Origin of the sequence: Pseudorhizobium halotolerans, assembly GCF_902153235.2 — a bacterium.
GTDB classification, from domain to species: Bacteria; Pseudomonadota; Alphaproteobacteria; order Rhizobiales; family Rhizobiaceae; genus Neorhizobium; species Neorhizobium flavum.
Genome location: NZ_CABFWE030000018.1, coordinates 1 through 24,294, shown reverse-complemented (window position 1 = coordinate 24,294; position 24,294 = coordinate 1). Strand labels below are relative to the sequence as shown.

Annotated in this window: 29 protein-coding genes; 25 read left to right on the top strand and 4 right to left on the bottom strand. The window is 62.3% G+C overall.

Going from position 1 to position 24,294, the window contains the following annotated elements:
- Positions 1-6: 6 nt before the first annotated feature.
- The 16 genes from rplN to rplQ all read left to right on the top strand — a co-directional run bounded on the left by rplN (position 7) and on the right by rplQ (position 9,353).
- A complete protein-coding gene (gene rplN, locus FN060_RS22770) occupies positions 7-375 on the top strand; it encodes a 50S ribosomal protein L14 (protein WP_052638136.1) in 369 nt (122 codons plus the stop codon).
- Between the two features lie 13 nt (positions 376-388).
- On the top strand, positions 389-697 hold the full coding sequence (gene rplX, locus FN060_RS22765) for a 50S ribosomal protein L24 (protein WP_052638138.1): 309 nt from the start codon (positions 389-391) through the stop codon (positions 695-697).
- Positions 690-1,247, top strand: coding sequence for a 50S ribosomal protein L5 (gene rplE / locus FN060_RS22760; protein WP_052638140.1), 558 nt, complete (start codon positions 690-692; stop codon positions 1,245-1,247). The genes rplX and rplE overlap by 8 nt, the downstream gene beginning before the upstream one ends.
- Positions 1,248-1,280: 33 nt before the next feature.
- Positions 1,281-1,586, top strand: a complete 306-nt coding sequence (gene rpsN / locus FN060_RS22755; protein ID WP_052638142.1) for a 30S ribosomal protein S14 — start codon at positions 1,281-1,283, stop codon at positions 1,584-1,586.
- Positions 1,587-1,598: 12 nt separating this feature from the next.
- Positions 1,599-1,997, top strand: coding sequence for a 30S ribosomal protein S8 (gene rpsH / locus FN060_RS22750; RefSeq protein WP_052638144.1), 399 nt, complete (start codon positions 1,599-1,601; stop codon positions 1,995-1,997).
- Between the two features lie 42 nt (positions 1,998-2,039).
- Positions 2,040-2,573 carry a 50S ribosomal protein L6 gene (rplF, locus tag FN060_RS22745; protein WP_052638146.1) on the top strand — a complete coding sequence of 178 codons (534 nt, stop codon included), beginning with the start codon at positions 2,040-2,042 and terminating at the stop codon, positions 2,571-2,573.
- A 12-nt stretch (positions 2,574-2,585) separates the two neighbouring features.
- Positions 2,586-2,948, top strand: coding sequence for a 50S ribosomal protein L18 (gene rplR / locus FN060_RS22740; RefSeq protein WP_052638147.1), 363 nt, complete (start codon positions 2,586-2,588; stop codon positions 2,946-2,948).
- A 120-nt stretch (positions 2,949-3,068) separates the two neighbouring features.
- Complete coding sequence (gene rpsE, locus FN060_RS22735) at positions 3,069-3,638, top strand: 30S ribosomal protein S5 (RefSeq protein WP_052638148.1); 570 nt, start codon at positions 3,069-3,071, stop codon at positions 3,636-3,638.
- Positions 3,639-3,652: 14 nt separating this feature from the next.
- Positions 3,653-3,862: a 50S ribosomal protein L30 gene (gene rpmD, locus FN060_RS22730; protein ID WP_006728669.1), complete on the top strand. Its 210-nt coding sequence runs from the start codon at positions 3,653-3,655 to the stop codon at positions 3,860-3,862.
- A gap of 16 nt (positions 3,863-3,878) precedes the next feature.
- The gene (gene rplO, locus FN060_RS22725) at positions 3,879-4,352 is read left to right on the top strand and encodes a 50S ribosomal protein L15 (RefSeq protein ID WP_052638149.1); all 474 of its coding nucleotides are present in this window, start codon (positions 3,879-3,881) and stop codon (positions 4,350-4,352) included.
- A 229-nt stretch (positions 4,353-4,581) separates the two neighbouring features.
- The gene (secY, locus tag FN060_RS22720) at positions 4,582-5,922 is read left to right on the top strand and encodes a preprotein translocase subunit SecY (RefSeq protein WP_052638150.1); all 1,341 of its coding nucleotides are present in this window, start codon (positions 4,582-4,584) and stop codon (positions 5,920-5,922) included.
- Positions 5,919-6,569 carry an adenylate kinase gene (locus FN060_RS22715; protein ID WP_077547236.1) on the top strand — a complete coding sequence of 217 codons (651 nt, stop codon included), beginning with the start codon at positions 5,919-5,921 and terminating at the stop codon, positions 6,567-6,569. Before secY ends, FN060_RS22715 begins: the two co-directional genes overlap by 4 nt.
- A gap of 236 nt (positions 6,570-6,805) precedes the next feature.
- Entirely contained in the window at positions 6,806-7,174 is a 369-nt protein-coding gene (gene rpsM, locus FN060_RS22710) for a 30S ribosomal protein S13 (protein WP_052638152.1), read from the top strand.
- Positions 7,175-7,309: 135 nt separating this feature from the next.
- Positions 7,310-7,699: a 30S ribosomal protein S11 gene (gene rpsK, locus FN060_RS22705; RefSeq protein ID WP_007766864.1), complete on the top strand. Its 390-nt coding sequence runs from the start codon at positions 7,310-7,312 to the stop codon at positions 7,697-7,699.
- 172 nt (positions 7,700-7,871) lie between these two features.
- Entirely contained in the window at positions 7,872-8,882 is a 1,011-nt protein-coding gene (locus tag FN060_RS22700; protein ID WP_052638153.1) for a DNA-directed RNA polymerase subunit alpha, read from the top strand.
- Between the two features lie 45 nt (positions 8,883-8,927).
- The gene (gene rplQ / locus FN060_RS22695) at positions 8,928-9,353 is read left to right on the top strand and encodes a 50S ribosomal protein L17 (RefSeq protein ID WP_052638154.1); all 426 of its coding nucleotides are present in this window, start codon (positions 8,928-8,930) and stop codon (positions 9,351-9,353) included.
- 58 nt (positions 9,354-9,411) lie between these two features.
- On the opposite strand, the gene msrQ is transcribed toward rplQ, so the two are convergent.
- A complete protein-coding gene (msrQ, locus tag FN060_RS22690; RefSeq protein WP_077547237.1) occupies positions 9,412-10,053 on the bottom strand; it encodes a protein-methionine-sulfoxide reductase heme-binding subunit MsrQ in 642 nt (213 codons plus the stop codon).
- Positions 10,053-10,994 (bottom strand): protein-methionine-sulfoxide reductase catalytic subunit MsrP, encoded by a 942-nt coding sequence (msrP, locus tag FN060_RS22685; protein WP_077547238.1) that lies wholly within the window; start codon positions 10,992-10,994, stop codon positions 10,053-10,055. Before msrP ends, msrQ begins: the two co-directional genes overlap by 1 nt.
- 230 nt (positions 10,995-11,224) lie before the next feature.
- Between msrP and ilvD the strand changes: the two genes are divergently transcribed.
- Positions 11,225-13,060: a dihydroxy-acid dehydratase gene (ilvD, locus tag FN060_RS22680; RefSeq protein WP_077547239.1), complete on the top strand. Its 1,836-nt coding sequence runs from the start codon at positions 11,225-11,227 to the stop codon at positions 13,058-13,060.
- 65 nt (positions 13,061-13,125) lie between these two features.
- Here the strand turns inward: ilvD and FN060_RS22675 are convergent, their stop codons facing one another.
- Positions 13,126-14,232: a cytochrome c3 family protein gene (locus tag FN060_RS22675; RefSeq protein WP_142590177.1), complete on the bottom strand. Its 1,107-nt coding sequence runs from the start codon at positions 14,230-14,232 to the stop codon at positions 13,126-13,128.
- A 126-nt stretch (positions 14,233-14,358) separates the two neighbouring features.
- On the opposite strand from FN060_RS22675, the gene FN060_RS22670 reads away from it, so the two are divergent.
- From FN060_RS22670 to FN060_RS22660, 3 genes are all read left to right on the top strand, one after another.
- Entirely contained in the window at positions 14,359-15,843 is a 1,485-nt protein-coding gene (locus tag FN060_RS22670) for a ferredoxin reductase family protein (protein WP_142590176.1), read from the top strand.
- A gap of 144 nt (positions 15,844-15,987) precedes the next feature.
- The gene (locus tag FN060_RS22665; RefSeq protein WP_142590175.1) at positions 15,988-17,388 is read left to right on the top strand and encodes a DegQ family serine endoprotease; all 1,401 of its coding nucleotides are present in this window, start codon (positions 15,988-15,990) and stop codon (positions 17,386-17,388) included.
- Entirely contained in the window at positions 17,385-18,701 is a 1,317-nt protein-coding gene (locus tag FN060_RS22660; protein ID WP_142590174.1) for a replication-associated recombination protein A, read from the top strand. Before FN060_RS22665 ends, FN060_RS22660 begins: the two co-directional genes overlap by 4 nt.
- Here the strand turns inward: FN060_RS22660 and FN060_RS22655 are convergent.
- Positions 18,698-19,006, bottom strand: a complete 309-nt coding sequence (locus tag FN060_RS22655; protein WP_142590173.1) for a DUF1883 domain-containing protein — start codon at positions 19,004-19,006, stop codon at positions 18,698-18,700. The two genes, FN060_RS22660 and FN060_RS22655, sit on opposite strands and share 4 nt — an antisense overlap.
- A 117-nt stretch (positions 19,007-19,123) precedes the next feature.
- On the opposite strand from FN060_RS22655, the gene FN060_RS22650 reads away from it, so the two are divergent.
- The 5 genes from FN060_RS22650 (at position 19,124) to FN060_RS22630 (ending at position 23,061) form a co-directional block, all read left to right on the top strand.
- Positions 19,124-19,375, top strand: coding sequence for a hypothetical protein (locus FN060_RS22650; protein ID WP_172973599.1), 252 nt, complete (start codon positions 19,124-19,126; stop codon positions 19,373-19,375).
- 243 nt (positions 19,376-19,618) lie between these two features.
- Complete coding sequence (gene ftsZ, locus FN060_RS22645) at positions 19,619-20,659, top strand: cell division protein FtsZ (protein ID WP_142590172.1); 1,041 nt, start codon at positions 19,619-19,621, stop codon at positions 20,657-20,659.
- 256 nt (positions 20,660-20,915) lie between these two features.
- Positions 20,916-21,542 (top strand): outer membrane protein, encoded by a 627-nt coding sequence (locus FN060_RS22640; RefSeq protein WP_142590171.1) that lies wholly within the window; start codon positions 20,916-20,918, stop codon positions 21,540-21,542.
- 173 nt (positions 21,543-21,715) lie between these two features.
- Complete coding sequence (locus FN060_RS22635; RefSeq protein ID WP_244665934.1) at positions 21,716-22,729, top strand: SDR family oxidoreductase; 1,014 nt, start codon at positions 21,716-21,718, stop codon at positions 22,727-22,729.
- A gap of 5 nt (positions 22,730-22,734) precedes the next feature.
- Positions 22,735-23,061: a hypothetical protein gene (locus FN060_RS22630; protein WP_185929082.1), complete on the top strand. Its 327-nt coding sequence runs from the start codon at positions 22,735-22,737 to the stop codon at positions 23,059-23,061.
- Positions 23,062-24,294: the final 1,233 nt, after the last annotated feature.

Genomic DNA, 24,294 nt, shown 5'->3' with positions numbered 1-24,294 from the left:
CCTGACATGATTCAGATGCAAACAAACCTCGACGTGGCGGATAATTCCGGCGCACGTCGTGTCATGTGCATCAAGGTGCTGGGCGGCTCCAAGCGCAAGTACGCTTCAATCGGCGACGTTATCGTCGTTTCGATCAAGGAAGCGATTCCGCGTGGCCGCGTGAAGAAGGGCGACGTGATGAAGGCGGTTGTTGTGCGTACCGCCAAGGACATCCGTCGTGCCGACGGCAGCGTCATCCGCTTCGACAACAACGCGGCGGTCCTCATCGACAACAAGAAAGAGCCGATCGGTACCCGTATCTTCGGACCGGTTCCGCGCGAACTTCGCGCCAAGAACCACATGAAGATCATCTCCCTGGCTCCAGAAGTACTGTAAGGGAGCGATAGCGATGCAAAAGATCCGCAAGGGCGACAACGTTGTCGTATTGACTGGCAAGGACAAGGGCCGCACCGGCGAAGTCCTTCAGGTCCTGCCGAAGGAAGATCGCGCCGTTGTGCGCGGCGTAAACATGGTGAAGCGCCACCAGCGTCAGACGCAGACGCAGGAAGCCGGCATCATCAACAAGGAAGCATCCATCCACCTGTCGAACATCGCGATTGTCGCGAAGGACGGCAAGCCGACCCGCGTCGGCTTCCAGGTTGTCGACGGTAAGAAGGTGCGAGTTGCCAAGCGTACGGGAGATGTGATCGATGGCTGAGGCAAAGTACGAGCCGCGGCTCAAGACTGAATATGTTTCCCGGATCCGTGGCGCTCTGAAGGAGAAGTTCTCCTACAGCAACGAGATGATGATCCCGAAGCTGGAAAAGATCGTCATCAACATGGGTGTGGGTGAGGCGACTGCCGACTCCAAGAAGCCCACCGTTGCTGCTGCTGACCTGGCCGCAATCTCCGGTCAGAAGGCGGTCATCACCCGCGCCCGCAACTCCATCGCCGGCTTCAAGGTCCGCGAAGGCATGCCGATCGGTGCCAAGGTGACCCTGCGCGGCGCGCGCATGTATGAATTCCTGGATCGCCTGGTCAACATCGCGCTTCCGCGCGTTCGCGACTTCCGCGGCCTGAATCCGAAGAGCTTTGACGGCCGTGGCAACTTCGCCATGGGCATCAAGGAACACATCGTGTTCCCGGAGATCAACTACGACAAGGTTGATCAGATGTGGGGCATGGACATCATCGTTTGCACGACGGCCAAGACCGACGACGAAGCCCGGGCTCTGCTTACAGAGTTCAACTTCCCGTTCCGTCAGTAACCGTAACGACGAGCGTAGAAAAGGAACTCCGATATGGCGAAGACTAGCGCAGTCGAAAAGAACAAGCGCCGCCGCAAGACCGTTGCCACGCAGGCCGCCAAGCGCGCTGCCCTGAAGGCAACCATCATGAACCAGGAACTGCCGATCGAAGAGCGGTTCCAGGCAACCCTGAAGCTCGCCTCGCTGCCGCGCGATGGCTCCAAGACCCGCATCCGTAACCGGTGCGAAGTTACGGGCCGCCCGCGCGCATTCTACCGCAAGCTCAAGATGTCGCGTATCGCGCTTCGTGAGCTGGGCAATCTCGGCAAGGTGCCGGGCATCGTCAAGTCGAGCTGGTAAGGAGATCGTTAGATGACCATGACTGATCCCCTGGGCGATATGCTCACCCGTATCCGCAACGGCGCCGCCCGTCGCAAGTCCTCCGTCACGACGCCGGCTTCCAAGCTGCGCGCTCGCGTCCTGGATGTGCTGCAGGCCGAAGGCTACATCCGCGGCTATTCCCAGACCGACTACGGTAACGGCAAGTCCGAGATCGAAATCGAGCTGAAGTACTACGAAGGCGCGTCGGTGATCCGTGAGATCGGCCGCGTGTCCAAGCCGGGCCGCCGGGTCTATGTCTCGGTAAAGTCCATTCCGCAGGTCGCGAACGGCCTCGGCATCACCATCCTTTCGACTCCGAAGGGTGTGATGGCCGATCACCAGGCTCGCGAACAGAACGTTGGTGGCGAGGTTCTTTGCTCCGTCTTCTAAGACAGGGCAGGGATCTCCATAGCGAACAGACAGGATAACAAAATGTCTCGTATCGGTAAAAGACCCGTTCCGGTTCCTGCTGGAGTTACGGCCTCTGTTGAAGGCCAGAAAGTGACTGCCAAGGGCCCGAAGGGCGAGCTTTTCTTCGTCGCCAATGACGAGGTTAAGGTTGAGTTCAACGACAACGCCGTTTCGGTGACCCCGATCGACGATTCCAAGGATGCCCGCTCCAAGTGGGGCATGTCGCGGACGATGATCGAGAACATCTTCAAGGGCGTGAAGGACGGTTTTGAGCGTAAGCTCGAGATCAACGGCGTCGGCTATCGTGCCTCGTTGCAGGGCAAGAACCTGCAGCTGGCACTCGGTTTCAGCCACGACGTGGTCTACGAACCGCCGCAGGGTATTTCGATTGCCGTGCCGAAGCCGACGGAAATCGTCGTCACCGGCATTAACAAGCAGCAGGTCGGTCAGGTAGCCGCGGAAATCCGCGAGTACCGCGGTCCGGAGCCCTACAAGGGCAAGGGCGTCAAGTACGCCGAGGAACGGATCGTCCGCAAGGAAGGCAAGAAGAAGTAAGGATCACGCGAAATGGCTAGCAGGAAAGAAGCACTTGCAAAGCGCGCGAGCCGCGTGCGCCGCCAGATTAAGGCGGTCGCCAACGGCCGTCCGCGCCTGTCGGTTCATCGCTCGTCGAAGAACATCTATGTCCAGGTCATCGATGACGTGGCCGGCCGCACGCTTGCTGCCGCCTCCACGCTCGACGCCGACCTGCGCTCGAAGCTGAAGACCGGTGCGGATGTTGAAGCCGCCGCCGCTGTCGGCAAGCTCGTCGCAGAGCGTGCGACCAAGGCCGGTGTGAAGGAAGTCGTATTCGATCGCGGCGCCTTCATCTACCACGGCCGCATCAAGGCCCTGGCCGAAGCTGCCCGCGAAGGCGGTCTCAGCTTCTAAGGAATTTCGCCCGGAGCCTTTATCGGTTCCGGGCGAAATGCGGTTATCCGCACCCCGATCCGTATTCGGATCACGTTGTAATCTGCCGATTGCACCCGGAAAAGAAAAAGGAAAAGGACAATGGCACAAGAAAGAAGAGGTTCTCGCGACGACCGCCAGAACCGCGAAGAGCGCGATAGCGAATTCGTCGACAAGCTGGTCGCGATCAACCGCGTTGCCAAGGTTGTTAAGGGCGGCCGTCGTTTCGGCTTCGCCGCACTCGTCGTCGTCGGCGACCAGAAGGGCCGCGTAGGCTTCGGCCACGGCAAGGCACGTGAAGTGCCGGAAGCGATCCGCAAGGCAACCGAATCTGCCAAGCGCGATCTCATTTTCGTTCCGCTGCGCGATGGCCGCACGCTGCACCACGACGTCAATGGCCGCCACGGCGCCGGCAAGGTGCTTCTGCGCGCTGCCAAGGCCGGTACTGGTATCATCGCGGGTGGCCCGATGCGCGCCGTCTTCGAAACGCTCGGCGTTCATGACGTCGTCGCGAAGTCGACTGGTTCGTCGAACCCCTACAACATGGTTCGCGCTACCTTCGACGCCCTCAAGCATCAGGTCCATCCGAAGGACGTCGCAGCCCAGCGTGGCCTCAAGTATGCAACGCTCCAGGCTCGCCGCGCTGCCTCCGGCAACGCTGCTGAAGAATAAGAGGAGTCTGACCCATGGCTAAGGCTACGAAGAAGACTGAAGCAAAGACGATCACGGTCGAGCAGATCGGTTCGCCCATTCGCCGTCCGGCAGTTCAGCGTGCGACGCTGGTTGGTCTGGGCCTCAACAAGATGCACCGGGTCCGCACCCTGGAGGATACTCCTTCGGTTCGCGGCATGATCCGTGCTGTCCAGCATCTCGTTCGCGTCGTCGACGAGAAGTGAGACGGGGGAAGTCATCATGAAACTGAATGAAATCAAAGACAACGAAGGCGCGGTCAAGGATCGCAAGCGCGTTGGTCGCGGTATCGGCTCTGGCAAGGGCAAGACCGGCGGTCGCGGCGTCAAGGGCCAGAAGGCTCGTTCCGGCGTTGCCATCAACGGCTTCGAAGGCGGCCAGATGCCAATCTACCGCCGTCTGCCGAAGCGCGGCTTCACCAACATCTTCGCGTCGGAATACGTGACGGTTTCCGTCGGCCGTATACAGACGGCGATCGATGCCAAGAAGCTTGACCCGAAGGCCACGATCGATGCGGCTGCCCTGAAGGCTGCCGGCATCATCCGTCGCCCGAAGGACGGCGTCCGGATCCTCTCCGGCGGCGAGCTCAAGGCCAAGGTGACGATCGAAGCCGCCGGCGCCTCCAAGGCTGCTGTCGAGAAGATCGAAAAGGCCGGTGGCTCCATCAAGCTTCCGGAAGCCGCAGCCGCGGAATAAACCGTTTAAGATCGCCCGGAGTGCTTCACACCGGGCGATTTTGCTCCCATATGTGAGCCTCACGATTCCGGGACCGGTCGCCAGGCCGGCGCATTCCGGGACCATACGGAAAACAGGGTGAGGCACCGATCGCACCAGCGATCCCCGCCCGTTATCTGAAACTGAATTTGGACTGCATTCCGGACCCGGCAGGATTTCCGCCGCCGGAATTGGTCAGGCGGAGAGATGCATGGCTTCTGCAGCGGAACAACTTGCCTCCAACCTCAATTTCTCGACCTTCGCCAAGGCTGAGGATCTCAAGAAGCGGCTGTGGTTCACGCTCGCCGCACTGCTCGTCTATCGTCTCGGCACACATATTCCTCTGCCTGGTCTCAACCCCGAGGCCTATGCGCAAGCGTTCCGCGGCCAGGCCGGCGGCATTCTCGGCCTCTTCAACATGTTTGCCGGCGGCGCGGTCGAGCGCATGGCGATCTTCGCGCTCGGCATCATGCCCTATATCTCCGCGTCGATCATCGTGCAGCTGATGACCTCCGTGGTTCCGACGCTGGAAGCGTTGAAGAAGGAAGGCGAACAGGGTCGCAAGGTCATCAACCAGTACACCCGCTACGGCACCGTTCTTCTCGGCACGCTGCAGGCCTACGGTATTGCTGTCGGGCTCGAAAGCGGCCAGGGCATTGTCGCCGATCCGGGTTGGTTCTTCCGCATTTCGACTGTCGTCACGCTGCTGGGGGGCACGATGTTCCTGATGTGGCTCGGTGAGCAGATCACCGCGCGCGGCATCGGCAACGGCATTTCGCTCATCATCTTCGCGGGCATCGTCGCCGCTCTGCCGACGGCACTCGCCGGCACCCTGGAACTCGGCCGCACCGGCGCCTTGTCGACGGCGCTCATCCTGACCGTCATCGTGGTCGCGATCGCCGTGATCATGCTGATCGTCTTCGTGGAGCGTGCGCAGCGTCGCCTGCTGATCCAGTACCCGAAGCGGCAGGTTGGCAACCGGATGTTCCAGGGCGATACGTCGCACCTGCCGCTGAAGCTCAACACTTCGGGCGTTATTCCGGCGATCTTCGCTTCGTCGCTCCTCCTTCTGCCGGCGACGGCTGCAGGCTTCGCAGGCAATTCTGAAATGCCCGGCTGGGCGACGACGATCATCTCGGCACTCGGCCACGGGCAGCCGGCATTCATGGTTCTTTACGGCCTGCTGATTGCGTTCTTTGCCTTCTTCTACACGGCGATCGTCTTCAATCCGAAGGACACCGCCGACAACCTGAAGAAGCACGGCGGGTTCATCCCCGGCATTCGCCCGGGCGAGCGGACCGCCGAGTATATCGACTATGTCCTCACGCGTATCACCGTCGTCGGCGCTGCCTACCTCGTCTTTGTCTGCGTGCTGCCCGAGCTGCTGATCGCCCGCACCGGCGTTCCATTAGCCCTTGGTGGTACTTCGCTTTTGATCGTGGTCAGTGTAACCCTCGACACGGTTGCTCAGATCCAGGGTCATCTTATTGCCCAGCAATATGAGGGCCTGATCAAGAAGTCGAAATTGCGTGGAGGAAAGAGGGGACGATGAGACTGATTCTTTTAGGGCCGCCGGGCGCGGGTAAGGGGACCCAGGCCCAGCGGATCGTGGAGAAGCATGGTATCCCCCAGCTCTCCACCGGCGACATGCTGCGTGCGGCCGTAGCCGCCGAGACCGACGTCGGCAAACGCGCCAGGGCGGTCATGGACGCAGGTAAGCTCGTCTCCGACGATATCGTCATCGCCATCGTCTCGGAACGCATAGACCAGCCGGACTGCGCCAACGGCTTCATTCTCGACGGCTTTCCGCGGACGCTCGTCCAGGCAGACGCCACTGAAAGCATGCTGCGGGAGAAGGGGTTGGACCTTTCGGCAGTCATCGAGCTGAAGGTCGACGACAAGGAACTGATACGCCGAGTGTCCGGCCGCTATTCCTGCGCCCAGTGCGGCGCCGTCTACCATGACACCGACAAGGTTCCGGCCAAGGAAGGTGTCTGCGACAAGTGTGGCTCGACTCACTTCAAGCGTCGCCCCGATGACAATGCGGAGACGATGACCCAGCGCCTCGAGGTTTACTACAAGGAGACCTCACCGCTGATCGGCTACTACTATGCGAAGGGCAAGCTGAAGTCCGTGGACGGCATGGCCGAGATGGACGCCGTGACGGCAGAAATCGAAAAGGTGCTCGCTGCGCTCTGAGCGGCGGTTGCCCCTAAAGAATCTTGGCGGGGCCGGTTGCTTTTTTTAACCGATTCCGCTAACACCGCGCCAACTCGCGACATTGATGCGATCGGTGCGGACGTCCCGACGAGGGTATCCGGGTCCGGTCCTTTGACTTGTTACGGATAAGATTTGAACTGGCGGCCTTCCATCGGCTGCTCTCATGGAAGAAGTACCACTTGCCGGATGGCAACTGGAACGCAAGGAGAATAGACGTGGCACGTATCGCTGGCGTCAACATCCCGACTGCGAAGCGCGTCGTTATCGCGTTGACGTATATTCACGGGATCGGCCCGAAATTCGCACAGGAAATCGTCGAGAAGGTTGGTATACCGGCCGATCGCCGCGTTCATCAGCTCACCGATGCTGAAGTCCTGCAGATCCGCGAAACCATCGACCGCGACTATCAGGTCGAAGGCGACCTGCGTCGCGAGACCTCGATGAACATCAAGCGTCTGATGGACCTCGGCTGCTACCGTGGCCTGCGTCATCGTCGTGGCCTCCCGGTCCGCGGTCAGCGCACGCACACCAATGCCCGCACCCGCAAGGGTCCGGCAAAGGCAATCGCCGGTAAGAAGAAGTAATTTCCCGGAGTTTCCGGGTGAGGGGAGGCTGGCGCCACGTCGCTGGCCTCTTTTTGAGTTTGGTGCCGGATCTCGGTCCGGTCCCGGTGGAGCCGCTGGAACTACGGCGGTGACGAGATCAACGAAAGGAAGACCATGGCCAAGGAAGCCACCCGCGTCCGCCGTCGCGAACGCAAGAACATCACGTCGGGCGTTGCCCACGTCAATTCGACCTTCAACAACACGATGATCACCATCACCGATGCACAGGGCAACGCGATTGCCTGGTCGTCGGCAGGTGCGAAGGGCTTCAAGGGTTCGCGCAAGTCGACCCCGTTCGCCGCCCAGATCGCTGCCGAAGACTGCGCCAAGAAGGCTCAGGAACACGGCATGAAGTCGCTCGAAGTTGAAGTGTGCGGCCCGGGCTCCGGCCGTGAATCGGCGCTGCGCGCCCTGCAGGCTGCCGGCTTCATGATCACCTCGATCCGTGACGTGACGCCGATCCCGCACAACGGCTGCCGTCCGCGCAAGAAGCGCCGCGTCTAAGTCGGATGCGGCGGGCCTCCGGCCGATCGCATTGAACTTGCGTAATACCGCCTTACTTCGCCCGTCGAAGTCTGGCGGTTTTGCCGTACCGCCGAATGGCAAAGCCCAACTCGGTGCTTCTCATGCTCGGTTGCCACGATTGGATGGTGGCAACGAACGGAAGGTTTAAAACATGATCCAGAAGAACTGGCAGGAACTGATCAAGCCGAACAAGGTGGAGTTCACCTCGTCCGGTCGTACCAAGGCAACGCTGGTTGCAGAGCCGCTTGAGCGGGGCTTCGGCCTGACGCTCGGCAACGCCCTGCGCCGCGTTCTTCTGTCGTCACTGCGCGGTGCTGCTGTCACCGCGGTCCAGATTGACGGCGTCCTGCACGAGTTCTCCTCCATCCCCGGCGTTCGGGAAGATGTGACGGACATCGTGCTGAACATCAAGGAAATCGCCATCAAGATGGATGGCGACGACGCAAAGCGCATGGTCGTGCGCAAGCAGGGCCCCGGTGCCGTAACCGCTGGTGACATCCAGACGGTTGGCGACATCGAGATCCTGAACCCCGACCACGTCATCTGCACCCTCGACGAGGGCGCGGAGATCCGCATGGAGTTCACGGTCAACAACGGCAAGGGCTATGTCCCGGCCGAGCGTAACCGTGCAGAAGATGCGCCGATCGGCCTCATCCCGGTCGACAGCCTCTATTCGCCGGTCAAGAAGGTGTCCTACAAGGTGGAGAACACCCGTGAAGGACAGGTTCTCGACTATGACAAGCTGACCATGACCATCGAGACCGATGGCTCGGTTACCGGCGAAGACGCGGTAGCATTCGCTGCCCGCATTCTTCAGGACCAGCTCGGTGTGTTCGTAAACTTCGACGAGCCGCAGAAGGATGTCGAGGAAGAAGCCGTCACCGAACTGGCCTTCAACCCGGCGCTCCTCAAGAAGGTCGACGAACTGGAGCTTTCGGTCCGTTCGGCGAACTGCCTGAAGAACGACAACATCGTCTATATCGGCGATCTCATCCAGAAGACCGAGGCGGAAATGCTGCGCACTCCGAATTTCGGTCGCAAGTCGCTGAACGAGATCAAGGAAGTTCTGGCATCCATGGGCCTCCATCTTGGGATGGAAGTTCCCGCCTGGCCGCCGGAGAACATTGAAGATCTCGCCAAGCGTTACGAAGACCAATACTAACAAGTCAGACTGCAGGCGAATGCCTGCAAGTGAAGGAGACCAGACATGCGCCACGCAAAAGCCGGCCGCAAGCTCAACCGCACCGCAAGCCACCGCAAGGCGATGTTCGCCAACATGGCGGCTTCGCTCATCACCCATGAGCAGATCGTCACCACTCTGCCGAAGGCAAAGGAAATCCGTCCGATCGTCGAGAAGCTCGTCACGCTCGGCAAGCGCGGCGACCTGCACGCCCGTCGTCAGGCGATCTCACAGATCCAGGACCAGGACGCCGTCCGCAAGCTGTTCGACGCGATCGCCTCGCGTTACGCAACCCGCAACGGCGGCTACCTGCGCATCATGAAGGCAGGCTTCCGCCAGGGTGACAATGCGCCGCTCGCCGTCATCGAGTTCGTCGAGCGCGACGTCGATGCCAAGGGTAAGGCCGACAAGGCTCGCGTTGCCGCTGAAGCTGAGGCAGCCGAAGCTGCCTAATCGGTAGCCCGTATCGCGGATAGATCGAAGGCCGGGCAGAAATGCCCGGCCTTTTTCGTCATCTGGCGGCGCGTGCCAGGCGCGGACTGCCTCGCTTCCAGTTCAGGAACGGCTTGCGCAGCGGTCGGTAGAGAAGCAGCAAGGCGACGAGGGCGATGTGGACAAAGGGCGTCAGCGTCACGGATTTTACCGCCAGGAAATAGTGCAGCGCCCCACCCAGTGCGACCGGGTAGATCAGCCGGTGCAACCCGTTCCACCTCTGCCCCAGCCTGCGTATCGACCAGTTGTTGGAGGTCAGTGCCAATGGCAGGAGGCAGGCCAGGCAGACCATGCCGATGGTGATGTAGGGGCGCTTCGCGATGTCGGCACCGATCGAGCCGAAATCGAGCCCGCGGTCAAGGATCAGCCAGACACTGAAGTGCATAAGGACATAGTAGAAGGCGAGCAGGCCCAGCGCCCGCCTGTAGCGCAGCCAGTTGAGGCCAAAGACGTCCCGCAGGGGTGTGATCGCAAGCGTGGCGATCAGAAAACGCAGAGCCCAAATGCCGAGCAGGTGTTCGAATGTCTTGACCGGATTGACCCCCAAGCCACCGGTTGCGCCGAGGTAGAAGTTCCAGGCGGCCGGTACCAAGCCGACGGCATAGAGCGCCCAGATGCTGGGCCCGTGCAGGCGGCGGGGCAGGGCGGGAATGCCGGCCATCAGTAGTTCGCCTTGAGGTCCATCCCCTCGTAGAGGCTGGCGACCTCCTCGCCATAGCCGTTGAACATCAGGGTCGGCCGGTTGGCGACCTTGAAGAAGCCGCCTTCGCCAATCCGCTGCTCCGTCGCCTGGCTCCAGCGCGGATGGTCGACCTCGGGATTCACGTTCGAGTAGAAGCCGTATTCGCGCGCGTTGGAGTTCTTCCACGTCGTCTCCGGCTGCTCCTCGACCAGCGAGATCCTGACGATCGACTTGATGCTCTTGAAGCCGTACTTCCATGGTACGACCAGCCGGATCGGAGCGCCATTCTGGTTGGGCAGCGTCTCTCCGTAGAGGCCGACGGCGAGTATGGTCAGCGGGTGGCGGGCCTCGTCGAGCCTCAGCCCCTCGATATATGGCCATTCGAGCGGCTGGAAGAGGCCAGTCTGTCCCGGCATCTCCTCCGGTCGCACGAGTGTCTCGAAGGAGACGTACTTGGCGCTGCCGAGCGGCTCCACCTGCTCAAGGAGCGCCGAAAGCGGGAAGCCGATCCAAGGGATCACCATAGACCAGCCTTCGACGCAGCGCAGGCGATAGATGCGCTCCTCGAGCTGCATCTTCATCAGCTCCTCGATCCCGAATTCCTTCGGCTTGCCGACCATGCCGTCAACCTTCACAGACCATGGCAGCGGCTTGAAGTGCTGGGACTTCTCCGACGGGTCGCCCTTGCCGGTCCCGAACTCATAGAAGTTGTTGTAGGTGGTGACGGCTTCCTTCGGAGTGAGCTTCTCGTCGGTCGAGAACTGACTGGGCGATGCCGCGAGCGGGGCCGCGATTGCCGAGCCGGCCCCCAGCATCGCGATACCGGCAGCGGCGGTACCGATGAACTTCCGGCGCGACATGTAGACCTCGCGGGGCGTGATCTCCGAGGCGCTGATGCGGGGCGTGCGATAGGCAGGCATGACGGTCTCCCTGGGAGCTATTTTCTTTTTATACGTAGCGCGCCGATGATTGGTTTCACAGCATCAGTCAACAGAACGAGAGGCACATTCGCGTGAGGCGTACCGCAGAGTACCGTTTTCCGCTCCCCTGATAGTGACACCATTCGGGTGTTGGAGTAGGAAAATGGCAAAGCTGCCGGGTGCCGCCCGTGCCAGATGCTCTCCAAGAACAAGACCGAGGAAGAAAACCCATGCCCGCCTACCGTTCCAGAACCACGACCCACGGCCGCAACATGGCTGGTGCGCGCGGCCTGTGGCGCGCGACCGGCATGAAGGACGGCGATTTCGGCAAGCCGATCATCGCAGTGGTGAATTCCTTCACGCAGTTCGTTCCCGGCCACGTGCACCTCAAGGATCTTGGCCAGCTGGTTGCCCGCGAGATCGAGGCGGCCGGTGGGGTTGCCAAGGAGTTCAATACCATCGCGGTGGATGACGGCATCGCCATGGGCCATGACGGAATGCTCTACTCGCTGCCGTCGCGCGAGATCATCGCCGACTCCGTCGAATACATGGTGAACGCCCACTGCGCCGATGCCATGGTCTGCATTTCCAACTGCGACAAGATCACCCCCGGCATGCTGAACGCCGCGATGCGGCTCAACATCCCTGCCGTCTTCGTGTCCGGCGGGCCGATGGAGGCGGGCAAGGTCGTTCTGCAGGGCAAGACGGTCGCGCTCGATCTCGTTGATGCAATGGTCGCCGCGGCAGACGATTCGATCTCCGATGCGGATGTCCAGGCGATCGAGCAGGCGGCCTGTCCGACCTGCGGCTCGTGCTCGGGCATGTTCACGGCCAACTCCATGAATTGCCTGACCGAAGCGCTCGGCCTTTCGCTGCCGGGCAATGGCTCCACGCTCGCCACCCATTCCGACCGCAAGCGCCTGTTCGTCGAGGCTGGGCACCTGATCGTCGATCTCGCCCGCCGCTACTACGAGCAGGAGGACGAGAGCGTTCTGCCGCGCTCCATCGCCACCAAGGAAGCGTTCGAGAACGCCATGACGCTCGACATCGCCATGGGCGGTTCCACCAATACGGTGCTGCACATCCTCGCAGCCGCCTATGAAGGCGGCGTCGATTTCACCATGGACGACATCGACCGGCTGTCGCGCCGTGTCCCGTGCCTGTCGAAGGTTGCGCCCGCCAAGAGCGATGTCCACATGGAGGACGTCCATCGCGCCGGCGGCATCATGCGCATCCTTGGCGAACTCGAACGCGGCGGCCTCATCAACCGCGAGTGCTACACTGTGCATGAAGCCACGCTCGGCGACGCGATCGACCGTTGGGATATCACCCGCACCAACAGCGAGACGGTCCGCAACTTCTTCAAGGCAGCACCGGGTGGGGTCCCGACGCAGGTCGCCTTCTCCCAGTCCTCTCGCTGGGATGAACTGGACACCGATAGCGACAATGGCGTCATCCGTTCCGTGAAAAAACCTTTCTCCGAGGAAGGCGGGCTGGCGGTGCTTTACGGAAACATCGCGCTCAACGGCTGCATCGTGAAGACGGCCGGCGTGGATGAATCCATCCTCAAGTTCACCGGCCCCGCGCGCGTCTTCGAGAGCCAGGATGCCTCCGTCAAGGCGATCCTCAACAACGAGGTGGTGGCAGGTGACGTCGTCGTCATCCGCTATGAAGGTCCGAAGGGTGGGCCGGGCATGCAGGAAATGCTCTATCCGACGAGCTACCTGAAGTCGAAGGGCCTCGGCAAGGCCTGCGCCCTGGTGACCGACGGCCGCTTTTCCGGCGGCACGTCCGGCCTGTCGATCGGCCACTGCTCGCCCGAGGCTGCCCAGGGCGGCGCGATCGGCCTGGTCCGCGAAGGCGACATGATCGAGATCGACATTCCGAATCGCACCATCAATTTGGCGGTCTCCGATGCCGAACTTGCGCATCGCCGGGGAGAGCAGGACAAGCTTGGCTGGACGCCGGTCGCCCCGCGGCGGCGCAACGTCACGACGGCGCTGAAGGCCTATGCGGCCTTCGCCGCGAGCGCCGACAAGGGTGCTGTCCGGATCCTGCCGGAATAAGCATCAACTCCCAAGACGAACATTGAAGACCGCCTGCGTCAAGCAGGCGGTCTTTTCGTGACAGCTCACGGACGGCGCACGGCTGCCATGTCGACCTCGACCGCTGATGAAAGGCTTTCCAGGCTGTCGTGCAGCAACTGCAGCAGATAGGCGGGGTTATGAACATAACCGGCGGGGTCCTTGCTCACGACCTGGTAGTTGTAGGCCGCTTTCAGCAGGCGAGGGGTCCATGACCTGTACTGGTTGTCGCGCACCGCCTCGTCGTCGCTGATCTCGCCGTCACCGTTCGTGTCCCTGAAGAAGTAGGGGTTCCTGCCTTTGGCATAGCCGATCGGTGAGGAGAGGATCGCTTGGGCATACGTCTGGATCGCCTCGTAGAGCTTTCCATGCAGGGTGGCGATCTCGCCGTGCACACCCTCCTGGATGTTTCCATCGCCATCGAAGTCTGTATGCCGGGTCCGGATGTCGCGAGTGTTGCCGACGCCGCGGTGACAGCTCATGCAGCTGTCTTCCGCCACCTTTGTCGTATGCGGGTCGTGACAGGCGACACAGGTGTTGGCGCTCGGTACATGCTGGAAGCGTCCGGCATAGGTCTTTCCGGGATAGTGATAGCCGCTCGCCGTGTCTGCGCCATGCATCGTGGCGGCTGCAACCGCATAGTGGATATTGATGAAGGTGAGATCGGCGGAGACATCATCCTCCCCGAGTTCCGCCACCGCCTTGGTCACGGCTGCACCGGACTGACGGCCCTGGTGACAGACGGTGCAGGTGGCAGAGTTGCCGAGCCCGGTGACCTCGACGCCGGAGGGAAACCGCACGGAATCGAGCGCATGGGCCTGGCTGGTGTGACAGGAGGCACAGCCGATCGGTGAGTTGATCACCCCCGCCCGGTCGATTGTCCCAGCGGCACTGCCGTCGACGCCGAGGAAGTCGTGGAAACCCGTTTCCGAGTGACAGGTGGCGCAGTTCGCCGGCACCTCGCCCTCCTTGTTCCAGTAGGTAAAGGAGCGCGAATGATAGTTGCCATGGGGTGACGAGAGCCATTCCTCGATCAGTCGGGTGATCGGGGCCCCCTCGTCCGCCCGCGCAGGAGGGCTGGCGAACAGCAGCGCAAGAAGGGTTGCTAGGCCAGAGACAACAGTGAACAGTTGCGCCAGTCTTCGCGGCGTCATGGGATCCTCCTCGGTTGCATGTCGTGGCGACCATAGCACAGTGGGCCAGCATGCCTTGCCTGCATATGACCGCGATCAATTCCGCAGCGTAGGCGGCTGCTACAAGAGCCGGGAAGGGGGGAACCGATGACAGACACCGTATCGCCAGGCGTGCCGTCCACGACGCATTCATCCACCCATGGTCTTCCCCGTCTGCCGGCGGGCATCCTTGCCGCCCTCTATATCGGTCTTTGTGCCACGCCGCTCGCTCTGTCGCTGACGGCCAACGTCGCACCATCCGATTCGGTGGAGAGGCTGGCGGCGGGGCTCGGCATGGTCGCGCTTGCCGCGATGGCTGTGCAGTTCGTCACCTCGGGGCGTTTCGAGGTCGCCTCCGGCCGGCTCGGCATCGACAAGATCATGGCGTTTCACAAGATCGCCGCCTGGTGGATCCTGCTCGCTATCGTTTTCCACCCGATCCTCTATGTCGCGCCGACCCTGTTCGACGACCAGCATCTCGGCCGGGAACGTCTCACCGCCTATCTGACCCTGACACATTACCGGAGCGGTGTGGTCGCCTGGGTTGCGCTCGTGATTCTTGTGCTGTCGTCTGCGTTGCGCAATCGTCTTCCATGGCGCTACGAGCTGTGGAGGGGCACGCATCTGGTTCTCGGCGCGATAGCGATCGGTGGAGGGCTGCACCATGCCGTGACAACCGGGCGCTTCGCCGCCATGGGGCCGGTCGGGGTCTACTGGATCAGTGTCGCCGTCGCGATCGTGGCCGTACTCTTGACCCTCTACGGATATCGCTGGCTGAAACTGCACCGCAAGCCGTGGCGCCTCAAGGCAGTGACCCGCCGCGCCGATCGCCTGTGGGAACTGGATATCCAGCCTGACCCGGGAACACCGCAACTCGCCTATCACGCAGGCCAGTTCGTCTGGATGACGGAGGGTACAAGACGGTTTCCATTGCTCGACCATCCTTTTTCCATCGCCGACAGCCCGACCCGCTCTGGTATCAGCCTGATCATCAAGGAGGTCGGGGACTTCACGAGCCAGATCGGCAGCCTGAAGCCCGGCACGCCCATCGGCATCGATGGGCCTTACGGCGAGTTTGCGCTGGAGGCTCATCCCGGAGATGCGGTCCTGCTGGTTGCCGGTGGGGTCGGGATCGCGCCGATCGTCGGCATCCTGCGCGACATGGTGGCGCGCCGCGAAAGACGGCCGGTGCGCGTTGCCTATGCCGTCGGGACACCGGCCAATTTCGCCTGTGTCGACGAGATCGCAGCCGCCGGTGCCGTGCTGGACCTGAAGACGCTGTTGATCAGCGAGGAGGCTCCCGCCGGCTGGGATGGGGCGGTCGGTCGTCTCGACAATGCCCGCCTTGGGGAACTGCTGGAGGGGCTTGAACCGAAAGGCTGCGTCGCAATGATGTGCGGTCCGGGCGGCATGGTTTCCGCTGTCTCCGACACCCTGCTCGACCTCGGTCTGCCGATGAAGAACGTGGTCTACGAGCGCTTCGATTATTCCGGCGGGGCGTCTTCCCGCCAGGACCGCCGGTGCACTCTCGCCTTCGTCGGTGTGGGCGGATTGCTGGCCGCAGCAGTCGCCGCGTTCTCCTTCTCGGGCTAGTCGCAAGGCGACAGAGGACGCTCGATATCGGGCTCATCACCTTGCGCAGACATCGTGCTGGCGGCGTCTATCCTCGTTCAGCCACCTTTCCTTTCTAGCCTGCGGCGCTACAAATCGGGACGATAATTCGAAGCGAGGAATCACATGCTGACCATTCGAATGGGCCTGTCGGCCTGTCTTGCCGCCTTTCTGCTCCTTCAACCCGTCGCGGCCCATGCGCAGGCAGAGAAGGCGGTGCCGAAAAGCCAGTCGGAGATCCAGCTGTCCTTCGCGCCTCTGGTCAAGCAGACAGCCGGAGCTGTGGTAAATGTCTACGCCGAGCGCGTCGTCCAGCGGCTGAACCCCTTCGCCGGCGATCCCTTCTTCGAGCAGTTCTTCGGCCAGCGCATGCCCAACCGCACGGAGAAGCAATCCTCGCTTGGCTCCGGGGTCATCGTATCGAACGATGGTCTCGTCGTGACCAATCATCACGTCATCCAGGGCGCCGATGATATTCGGATCGCGCTCGCCGATGGCCGCGAGTTTGCGTCGGAAGTACTGCTCAAGGATGAAAGCCTCGATCTCGCGGTACTGAAGGTGAGCGGGCGCGACGATTTTCCCGTCCTGCCGATCGGCGATTCCGATGCGGTGGAGGTCGGCGATCTCGTGCTTGCGATCGGCAATCCCTTCGGGGTCGGGCAGACCGTGACGAGCGGCATCGTCTCCGCGCTCGCGCGCAACCAGGTCACGCCCGGAGATTTCGGCTTCTTCATCCAGACCGATGCCTCGATCAATCCCGGTAATTCGGGTGGCGCGCTGATGAACATGAACGGCGAGTTGATCGGCATCAACACCGCCATCTTCTCGCGCGGCGGCGGCTCGAACGGTATCGGCTTCGCGATCCCCGCCAATCTGGTCAAGGTTTTCCTCGCCGCCGCCGAAAAGGGCGACGAGACATTCGAGCGGCCCTATATCGGCGCACGCTTCGAGCCGGTGACATCCGACGTCGCCGAGGCGCTGGGCCTGGAGGCAGCGCGTGGTGCGCTGGTCGTCGGAGTGGTGGAAGGCGGTCCGGCCGACAAGGCGGGGCTGAAGCCGGGCGAAGTGGTGACCGCAGTCAATGGGATCGAAGTCGAGCACCCGGATGCGCTCGGCTACCGCCTGACAACCGCAGGGCTCGGCAAGGAAGTTGCGCTGACGGTTCGCTCGAACGGGGTTCGCGAGATCTCCATCGCCCTCAATACGGCACCGGAAACACCTGCCCGTGACGAACGGCTGCTGGAGGGTCGCAATCCGTTTGCCGGTCTGCGTGTTGCCAATCTCTCTCCGCGGCTGGCACAGGAACTGCGAATGGAGGCGGAGAAGACCGGGGTCGTGGTCGTCGATGTCGCCCGCGGCTCGCCGGGCAGCCGCCTCGGCTTCCGTCCGCGTGACATCGTGGTATCGCTGAACGGTGTTGCCGTGCCTTCGACCCGCGCCATGGAAGACATGCTCGATGACGATCCCGGCTTCTGGCGTGTCGAGATCGAGCGAGACGGTCAGCGGATCCGGCAGTTCTTCCGATGAGTGGCGACCTCTTCGCGCCGCAGGTTCCGGAGGAGGTCGCAAGACGCCGGCCGCTTGCCGATCGCCTGCGGCCGAAGTCCCTGGGGGAAGTCACCGGGCAGAAGCACCTGACCGGTGAGGATGGCGTGTTGCGGCGGATGATATCCTCCGGTTCGCTCGGCTCGATGATCTTCTGGGGGCCACCCGGGACCGGCAAGACAACGGTCGCACGGCTGCTGTCCGGCGAGGCGGGGCTCGCTTTCGAACAGATCTCGGCCATCTTCTCCGGTGTGGCCGACCTGAAGAAGGTATTCGAAGCGGCGCGCATGCGACGCATGGAAGGCCGCCAGACGCTGCTCTTCGTCGACGAGATCCATCGCTTCAACCGCGCCCAGCAGGACAGCTTTCTTCCCGTCATGGAGGATGGGACCATCATTCTCGTCGGCGCCACGACGGAGAACCCGAGTTTCGAGCTCAACGCGGCGCTTCTCTCCCGTGCCCGTGTCCTGACCTTCCAGCCGCATGACGAGGAGAGCCTCGAGGAACTGCTGAAGCGGGCCGAGCAGGCGGAGGGAAAGCCGCTGCCGCTTGATCCCGACGCCCGTGGCAGCCTGCTGCGCATGGCGGATGGCGACGGTCGCGCTGTACTGACCCTCGCCGAGGAGGTCTGGCGGGCCGCGCGGGCAGACGAGGTGTTCGACACCGAAGGCCTGACGCGGATCGTCCAGCGGCGCGCCCCCGTCTACGACAAGGGGCAGGACGGCCATTACAACCTGATCTCCGCGCTGCATAAGTCCGTCCGCGGCTCCGACCCCGATGCCGCGCTCTACTATCTGGCGCGCATGTTCGATGCCGGCGAGGACCCGCTCTATCTCGGGCGTCGCCTCGTGCGCATGGCCGTCGAGGACATCGGCCTTGCCGATCCGCAGGCGCTGGTGATCTGCAATGCGGCCAAGGATGCGTATGACTATCTGGGTTCACCCGAGGGCGAGCTGGCGCTGGCGCACGCCTGCGTCTACCTCGCCACGGCGCCCAAGTCGAACGGCGTCTATACTGCCTTCAAGGCCGCGATGCGGGCGGCGAAGGAAAATGGTTCGCTGCTGCCGCCGAAGCACATCCTCAATGCGCCGACCAAGTTGATGAAGGGCGAGGGTTACGGGCAGGGGTATCGCTACGACCATGACGAGCCGGACGCGTTTTCCGGCCAGAACTACTTTCCGGAGAAGATGGGCAGGCAGGTCTATTACGACCCGCCCGAGCGCGGCTTCGAGCGCGAGATCCGCAAGCGGCTGGACTGGTGGGCGAAGCTTCGCAAGGAGCGAGGCGAGCCCTAGGAGGCCTTGCGCGTCGCGGCTGCTGCCGGCGGCGTCAGCTTGACGGAACTTTCCGCTAGACCGTGGTGTCCTTCCATGTCGACGATCAGGTGCCAATGACCGTCCTCGGGTATCACGAGGCGGATAGGTGACTTCTTGGCCACGCCGCCGACATACTTGAAATCCAGCAGTTCCTTGAAGCGCTGGAAATTCCCGGCTGTCATCAGCCGCACGTTGTTGACGGCGCTGAGGGTGACCTCGATCACCGTCCCGCCGCGCTGCCCCTTCAGGTCGAAATGCTTGAAACGAAAGGAGGGTGCTGCCACGTCTGCCTCGGATATGCCATTTGATTTTCGGCAAACTATACCGGACCCGGTTAAGGAAAAGTGGAACCCTATTGCGTTTCGCGGGTTTTCCAGTCGAACGACTTCAAGAGGCCGACCATGGAACCGATCAGGACCAATACCTATCTTACCGTCATCGCATCGATGATGGTCAATGCGGTGGTTTTCGGTTTCGGTGCCATCGCCATTCTGTCAATCCCTGCACTGGCGGAATATATGAAGTTCCTCCTGCCAGCCTGGATCGTGTTCTCCTTCGTGGTGGCGCCGTTCATCGCGAAGCGGATCGCCCCGCGCATGCGCCTTCGTTATTGGCGCCGTCGCGAGGAGCAGCGCGAAGCCCGGACGCTTTGAGAATAAGAGGTGGCGTTTCCCCTGCCGCCACCACAAGAACGATAATGACCTCCAGTCCTGACCCTGCCTCTCCCAAGGCAGGGTCTTTTTTTGGTCCTGACCCTTCCGGCGCGGATCCTGTGGAACTGGGCGATCTCTTGTCCTTTTGCCCACCCTCTGCCTTGTTGCAGTCTTAGTCTGCAGATCGATTCGGTGCTCCGGGTGGTGGTGCCGACCAGGAATTATGGCGCAAAGGGACACTCCATGCCGGAAGACAAGAAACAGATGATCACCGAAATGCGGCCCAAGATCGCGGTGATCGGTGTTGGCGGCGGCGGCGGCAACGCCATCAACAACATGATCGTCGAGGAACTGGAGGGCGTCGAGTTCATCGCGGCCAATACCGATGCGCAGGTCCTTGCGACATCGAAGGCGACACGCCGCATCCAGCTCGGCACCGCCGTCACCGAGGGGCTGGGGGCAGGTTCGCTGCCGGAGATCGGCCGCGCCGCTGCGGAGGAGTCGATCGACGAGATCATGGACCATCTGTCCGGCTGCCACATGTGCTTCGTGACGGCCGGCATGGGCGGCGGGACCGGCACCGGCGCGGCACCGGTCATTGCACAGGCGGCCCGCAATGCCGGCATCCTCACCGTCGGTGTGGTGACGAAGCCCTTCACCTTCGAGGGCAACCGCCGCATGAAGACGGCGGAAGCCGGCATCGAGGAACTGCGCCGGGCCGCAGATACAGTGATCGTTATCCCCAACCAGAACCTCTTCCGCATCGCCGACGCCAAGACCACATTCGCGGACGCCTTCATGACGGCAGACCGCGTGCTCTTCTCCGGCGTCGGCTGCATCACCGACCTGATCGTCAAGGAGGGCCTGATCAACCTCGACTTCGCCGACGTGAAGTCGGTGATGAAGGGCATGGGCCGGGCGATGATGGGAACCGGCGAAGCCTCCGGCGACGGCCGCGCGCTCGTCGCCGCCGAGGCGGCGATTGCCAACCCGCTGCTCGACGAGATCTCCATGAAGGGCGCGAAGGGCGTGCTCATCTCGATTTCCGGCGGTTCCGACATGACCCTGTTCGAGGTGGACGAGGCCGCAAGCCGAATTCGCGACGAGGTGATGGACGATGCCGACATCGTCGTCGGAGCGATCTTCGACCGCGAGCTCGACGGCAAGTTCCGGGTGTCTGTCGTCGCGACCGGGCTCGACGGCGGCCAGGCAGCGGCTGCTCCCGACCACGTAAACGGAATTTCCGTCGAGGCTGCGGCGCCGGTGCCGCGCTTCCTGCAGTAGCGGCTCCAGACGCACCGATCGCAATGTCGGACGCGGCCACTCTGGCCGCGCTCTCGGTCTTGTTACCGTTGTTGATCGCGATGAAGCCTGCCGGGCGCGTGAAGTTAAGAGACCGTTTAAGAATTCATGAAATTGAGAGTGGACCTGCCGGCGGCGCAGCCTGACGGGGCGGTGAGGCGGCCGCGACCGCCGCGGTATGTGTAACCTGAGTAACGCTCGCATCTTGTCGTCACGCGGGCTGTGTATGGAGTAGATCATGACCAGAAAGTCATACGCATTGGCGCTTGCCGCCGCATTTGCCACAAGCCCCGCCCTGGCCGCGGACCTCACCTATTCGGATCCGACGCCTTCCTACAGCGAACCCGTCGCATCGTCCGGTGGCTGGAGCGGCGCCTATGTCGGCGCCCATATCGGCACGAGCTCGGATCACCTCAGCCCGTTCTCCGACGAGAGCGAATTCATGGGCGGCATCCAGGGCGGCTACAATGCCGAAATGGGCGGCGCCGTGGTCGGTGGCGAACTGGAACTCTCCCACATGGGTGATACCGAAGTGGACGTTCCCGGTGGCGAGCTCAAGGAGCGTTACCGCCTTGCCGCAAAGGCCAAGGTCGGCGCGCCGCTTGGCGACACGCTCATCTACGGCACCGCCGGCGGCACGATGACCAGCCTGCGCGATACGTCCACGGCGGAAGGCCCTGACGGCTGGAAGCCGGGCTGGCTGCTGGGCGCCGGTGTCGAGCAGAAGTTCAACAACCAGATCTCCGGCCGTGTCGAGTACAACTACACTCGCACGGGCGACGTCCGCAGCTTCAACGGCACCTCGACCAACGAGACCAACCTGAGCGACCACGCGATCAAGGCCGGCGTGAACTACAAGTTCTAGAATCTTCTGTAGATCGCGACGCTTCAGGCCGGCATCGGGCACCCGATGCCGGCCATTTTTTTATCTCCGATCCTGCCGCGCCCGGCGCCGGGGGCAGCCCACGCCTTGGCCCGCTGCCGGTGAACATCTGGTGTCATTGGGCGTTGTAGCCTTCGGCTGCATGAAGGAGGCTGATGATGGAGATTTCGGCGGAGCGGAACACGGTCGTGATCACCGGAGGTTCGGCTGGCGTGGGTCGCGCCGTCGCACTGGAATTTGCGAGGCGCGGATGGCGGGTGGCGATCCTGGCGCGAGGAAGAAAGCGCTTGGATGCCGTCGCAGCAGAGGTGAGGGCACTCGGCGGACAGGCAATTGCCATACCCGTCGACGTGGCCAATGCCGCGGCCGTCCGGCAGGCCGCAGACCAGGTTGTCGCCACCTGGGGACGGATCGATGTCTGGATCAACAATGCCATGGTGACGGTCTTCGGTCCCGCCGACAAGGTGGAGCCGGACGAGTTCAGGCGGGTGACGGAAGTCACCTATCTCGGGCAGGTCCATGGCACCATGGCGGCCCTCCAGCACATGCGCAGGCAGGGCCACGGCACGATCGTCTGCATCGGGTCCGCACTCGCCTACCGGTCCATCCCGCTGCAGGCCGCCTATTGCGGCGCCAAGGCCGCCACGCGCGGCTTCATCGACTCGCTCCGCAGCGAACTGATCCACGACAGGTCGCCGATCCGGCTCACCATGATCCACCTGCCGGCGGTCAACACGCCGCAGTTCAGCTGGGCCCGCTGCAAGATGGAGCATGCTCCGCGGCCGGTTGCGCCCGTCTTCGCGCCGGAGGCGATCGCCGAGGAAATCTATCGTGGCGCAATCAACGCGCCGCGCGAACTCTGGGTCGGGATGCCAACCGCCAAGACCATCATCGGCGGTCTGACGCTGCCCGGCCTCACCGACCGGCTGGCGGCAAGCCAGGCCTATGAGGGGCAGTTCGACGACCAACCCCTCTCCCCGTCACGGCGTGACAACCTGTTCGAGTCCGTCGATCTCGACGAGGGCGTACGCGAAGGGCGTTTCGGTGACGAAGCGTCAGGCTCGGTTGGGGCGATAAGTGCCGCGGGCGCCAAACTGGTGCTCGCCGGTGCAGGCTTGGCCCTCATCGCCGCCACGCGCCTCCTGCCGCGACGAAGGCTCGGCCGATGAGGTTCGTGCCGACCTTTCTCCATGGCATCGCCGACTACGTCGTCGGCTTGGGGATGGTCCTGCTCGCCTTCGCCTCCGGTGCCGAGGGTCCGGGGTTCGCCGCCTATCTGGCCCTCGGCCTGTTTGCGATCGTCTATGCGCTCCTGACTGACTATGAGCTCGGGTGGAGGCCGATCCTGACCATGCCCGCCCACCTTGCTTTCGATGCCGGTTTTGCGGTCGCCATGCTGCTGCTGCCGATTGTCTTCACGCTGCCGGTGATGCTGGTTTGGACAAGCGTTATCATCGCGTTCATGGCCGGTGTGCTGGTGGCAACGACGAAGATGCGATGAGGGGCTCTCTTTCAGCAAGACGAAATCCTTTCTTGTCCTCGGGTCAGGCCCCATGATCACGAACGGACAGACTCCTCCCTTGGCGACCCACGGGTCTCACTGCGTTCGCCCGAGGAAGACGAACAATTTCAAATCGGTCGGGGCGCTGAAAGCTGCCTCGTAAAGTTAGTTTATGTGGCACCTCTCAGCACCCCGCTCGGCGGTTTCTGCCCGCGACTCCGGTCTCTCTGCAAAGGTCGAATGGGGAGGTGTTTCCCGCCGGTTTCCCGGGTTCCGAGGCTTGCCGCCCCGGCATCTCGTCGGACTTGAAGGTCCGGCGACATCCTCTCCATCGACCCCCCTGTGTGCCGCACAGGCACGCCCGGCGCGCTCTTTCGGGCATCAGAAGCAGGTGGCCGGTCCGAAACCATCCCGCTTCCCCCGTCTCGCCGGAGGGAGACCATTTTCCGCGGACCCCGATGATGAGGACTTACGTCGTTTCCTCACCACCAGCGCCGGCCCCGCCTCGCCAGGACGCCTCCTGGTGTATCCGCGGCGGGACGGGGGAAGTGTAGGCACAGGTTTGGGGGAGGGGGATGAGCGGGGATTGATTTTTTTCTTTCGTCATCCTCGGGCTTGACCCGAGGATCCAGGCACAGGGAACCAAATCAGATTGTTACCCGTGCAGGTGGGTTGGAAAGGCCCATTCCTGCAATAAAAAATGCTTGGTTTTGGATCCTCGGGTCAAGCCCGAGGATGACGAAGGAGAGAGGCGGGAGAGGGAGGGCGCCGAGGGTGCGGACCGGTCTCCTCTCCGCTTGTGGGAGAGGAAGCAGTTTCAGCATCTTAGCTTCAGCTAAGTGCTAGAAATTGCAGGTGAGGGGGTGGTTTTGGATCTCGGCGCTTCGACCCCCTCACCAACAAAATCTGAGGTTTAGCCTTCGGCTAAGCCGTCGATTTTATAGCCTCTCCCACAGGGGAGAGGGAGGGCTTACCTCACCAAGAAGGTTCTATATTACCGCAATCTCTTTAATCTCTTTATTGCGGTCACGAGAGAGTAGTTTCTCACTGATGTCAGTCGACATGATTGCTTCAGAGAGCGATTGGCTCGGCTGTTCAATCCCAGAGCCCATAATCCTTCGCAGATGTGGCTCTAGGTGACCTTGCCCCGCTGATCTAATCCAATTTGAAGTAAGCTCTGGCCCATTAAGAGGACCAGAGAATGAAGCGCAGCCGTTTCACAGACGAGCAGAT

Coding starts and splice junctions, on each gene's coding strand:
- FN060_RS22660 (WP_142590174.1), top strand. CDS start 17,385: ATGAGTGGCGACCTCTTCGCGCCGCAGGTTCCGGAGGAGGTCGCAAGA.
- FN060_RS22665 (WP_142590175.1), top strand. CDS start 15,988: ATGCTGACCATTCGAATGGGCCTGTCGGCCTGTCTTGCCGCCTTTCTG.
- rplQ (WP_052638154.1), top strand. CDS start 8,928: ATGCGCCACGCAAAAGCCGGCCGCAAGCTCAACCGCACCGCAAGCCAC.
- FN060_RS22675 (WP_142590177.1), bottom strand. CDS start 14,232: ATGACGCCGCGAAGACTGGCGCAACTGTTCACTGTTGTCTCTGGCCTA.
- FN060_RS22640 (WP_142590171.1), top strand. CDS start 20,916: ATGACCAGAAAGTCATACGCATTGGCGCTTGCCGCCGCATTTGCCACA.
- rplF (WP_052638146.1), top strand. CDS start 2,040: ATGTCTCGTATCGGTAAAAGACCCGTTCCGGTTCCTGCTGGAGTTACG.
- rplX (WP_052638138.1), top strand. CDS start 389: ATGCAAAAGATCCGCAAGGGCGACAACGTTGTCGTATTGACTGGCAAG.
- rpsH (WP_052638144.1), top strand. CDS start 1,599: ATGACCATGACTGATCCCCTGGGCGATATGCTCACCCGTATCCGCAAC.
- rplN (WP_052638136.1), top strand. CDS start 7: ATGATTCAGATGCAAACAAACCTCGACGTGGCGGATAATTCCGGCGCA.
- FN060_RS22670 (WP_142590176.1), top strand. CDS start 14,359: ATGACAGACACCGTATCGCCAGGCGTGCCGTCCACGACGCATTCATCC.
- rpsN (WP_052638142.1), top strand. CDS start 1,281: ATGGCGAAGACTAGCGCAGTCGAAAAGAACAAGCGCCGCCGCAAGACC.
- rpsE (WP_052638148.1), top strand. CDS start 3,069: ATGGCACAAGAAAGAAGAGGTTCTCGCGACGACCGCCAGAACCGCGAA.
- secY (WP_052638150.1), top strand. CDS start 4,582: ATGGCTTCTGCAGCGGAACAACTTGCCTCCAACCTCAATTTCTCGACC.
- rplO (WP_052638149.1), top strand. CDS start 3,879: ATGAAACTGAATGAAATCAAAGACAACGAAGGCGCGGTCAAGGATCGC.
- FN060_RS22635 (WP_244665934.1), top strand. CDS start 21,716: ATGATGGAGATTTCGGCGGAGCGGAACACGGTCGTGATCACCGGAGGT.
- rplR (WP_052638147.1), top strand. CDS start 2,586: ATGGCTAGCAGGAAAGAAGCACTTGCAAAGCGCGCGAGCCGCGTGCGC.
- msrQ (WP_077547237.1), bottom strand. CDS start 10,053: ATGGCCGGCATTCCCGCCCTGCCCCGCCGCCTGCACGGGCCCAGCATC.
- FN060_RS22715 (WP_077547236.1), top strand. CDS start 5,919: ATGAGACTGATTCTTTTAGGGCCGCCGGGCGCGGGTAAGGGGACCCAG.
- rplE (WP_052638140.1), top strand. CDS start 690: ATGGCTGAGGCAAAGTACGAGCCGCGGCTCAAGACTGAATATGTTTCC.
- rpmD (WP_006728669.1), top strand. CDS start 3,653: ATGGCTAAGGCTACGAAGAAGACTGAAGCAAAGACGATCACGGTCGAG.
- ftsZ (WP_142590172.1), top strand. CDS start 19,619: ATGCCGGAAGACAAGAAACAGATGATCACCGAAATGCGGCCCAAGATC.
- ilvD (WP_077547239.1), top strand. CDS start 11,225: ATGCCCGCCTACCGTTCCAGAACCACGACCCACGGCCGCAACATGGCT.
- FN060_RS22700 (WP_052638153.1), top strand. CDS start 7,872: ATGATCCAGAAGAACTGGCAGGAACTGATCAAGCCGAACAAGGTGGAG.
- FN060_RS22650 (WP_172973599.1), top strand. CDS start 19,124: ATGGAACCGATCAGGACCAATACCTATCTTACCGTCATCGCATCGATG.
- msrP (WP_077547238.1), bottom strand. CDS start 10,994: ATGCCTGCCTATCGCACGCCCCGCATCAGCGCCTCGGAGATCACGCCC.
- rpsK (WP_007766864.1), top strand. CDS start 7,310: ATGGCCAAGGAAGCCACCCGCGTCCGCCGTCGCGAACGCAAGAACATC.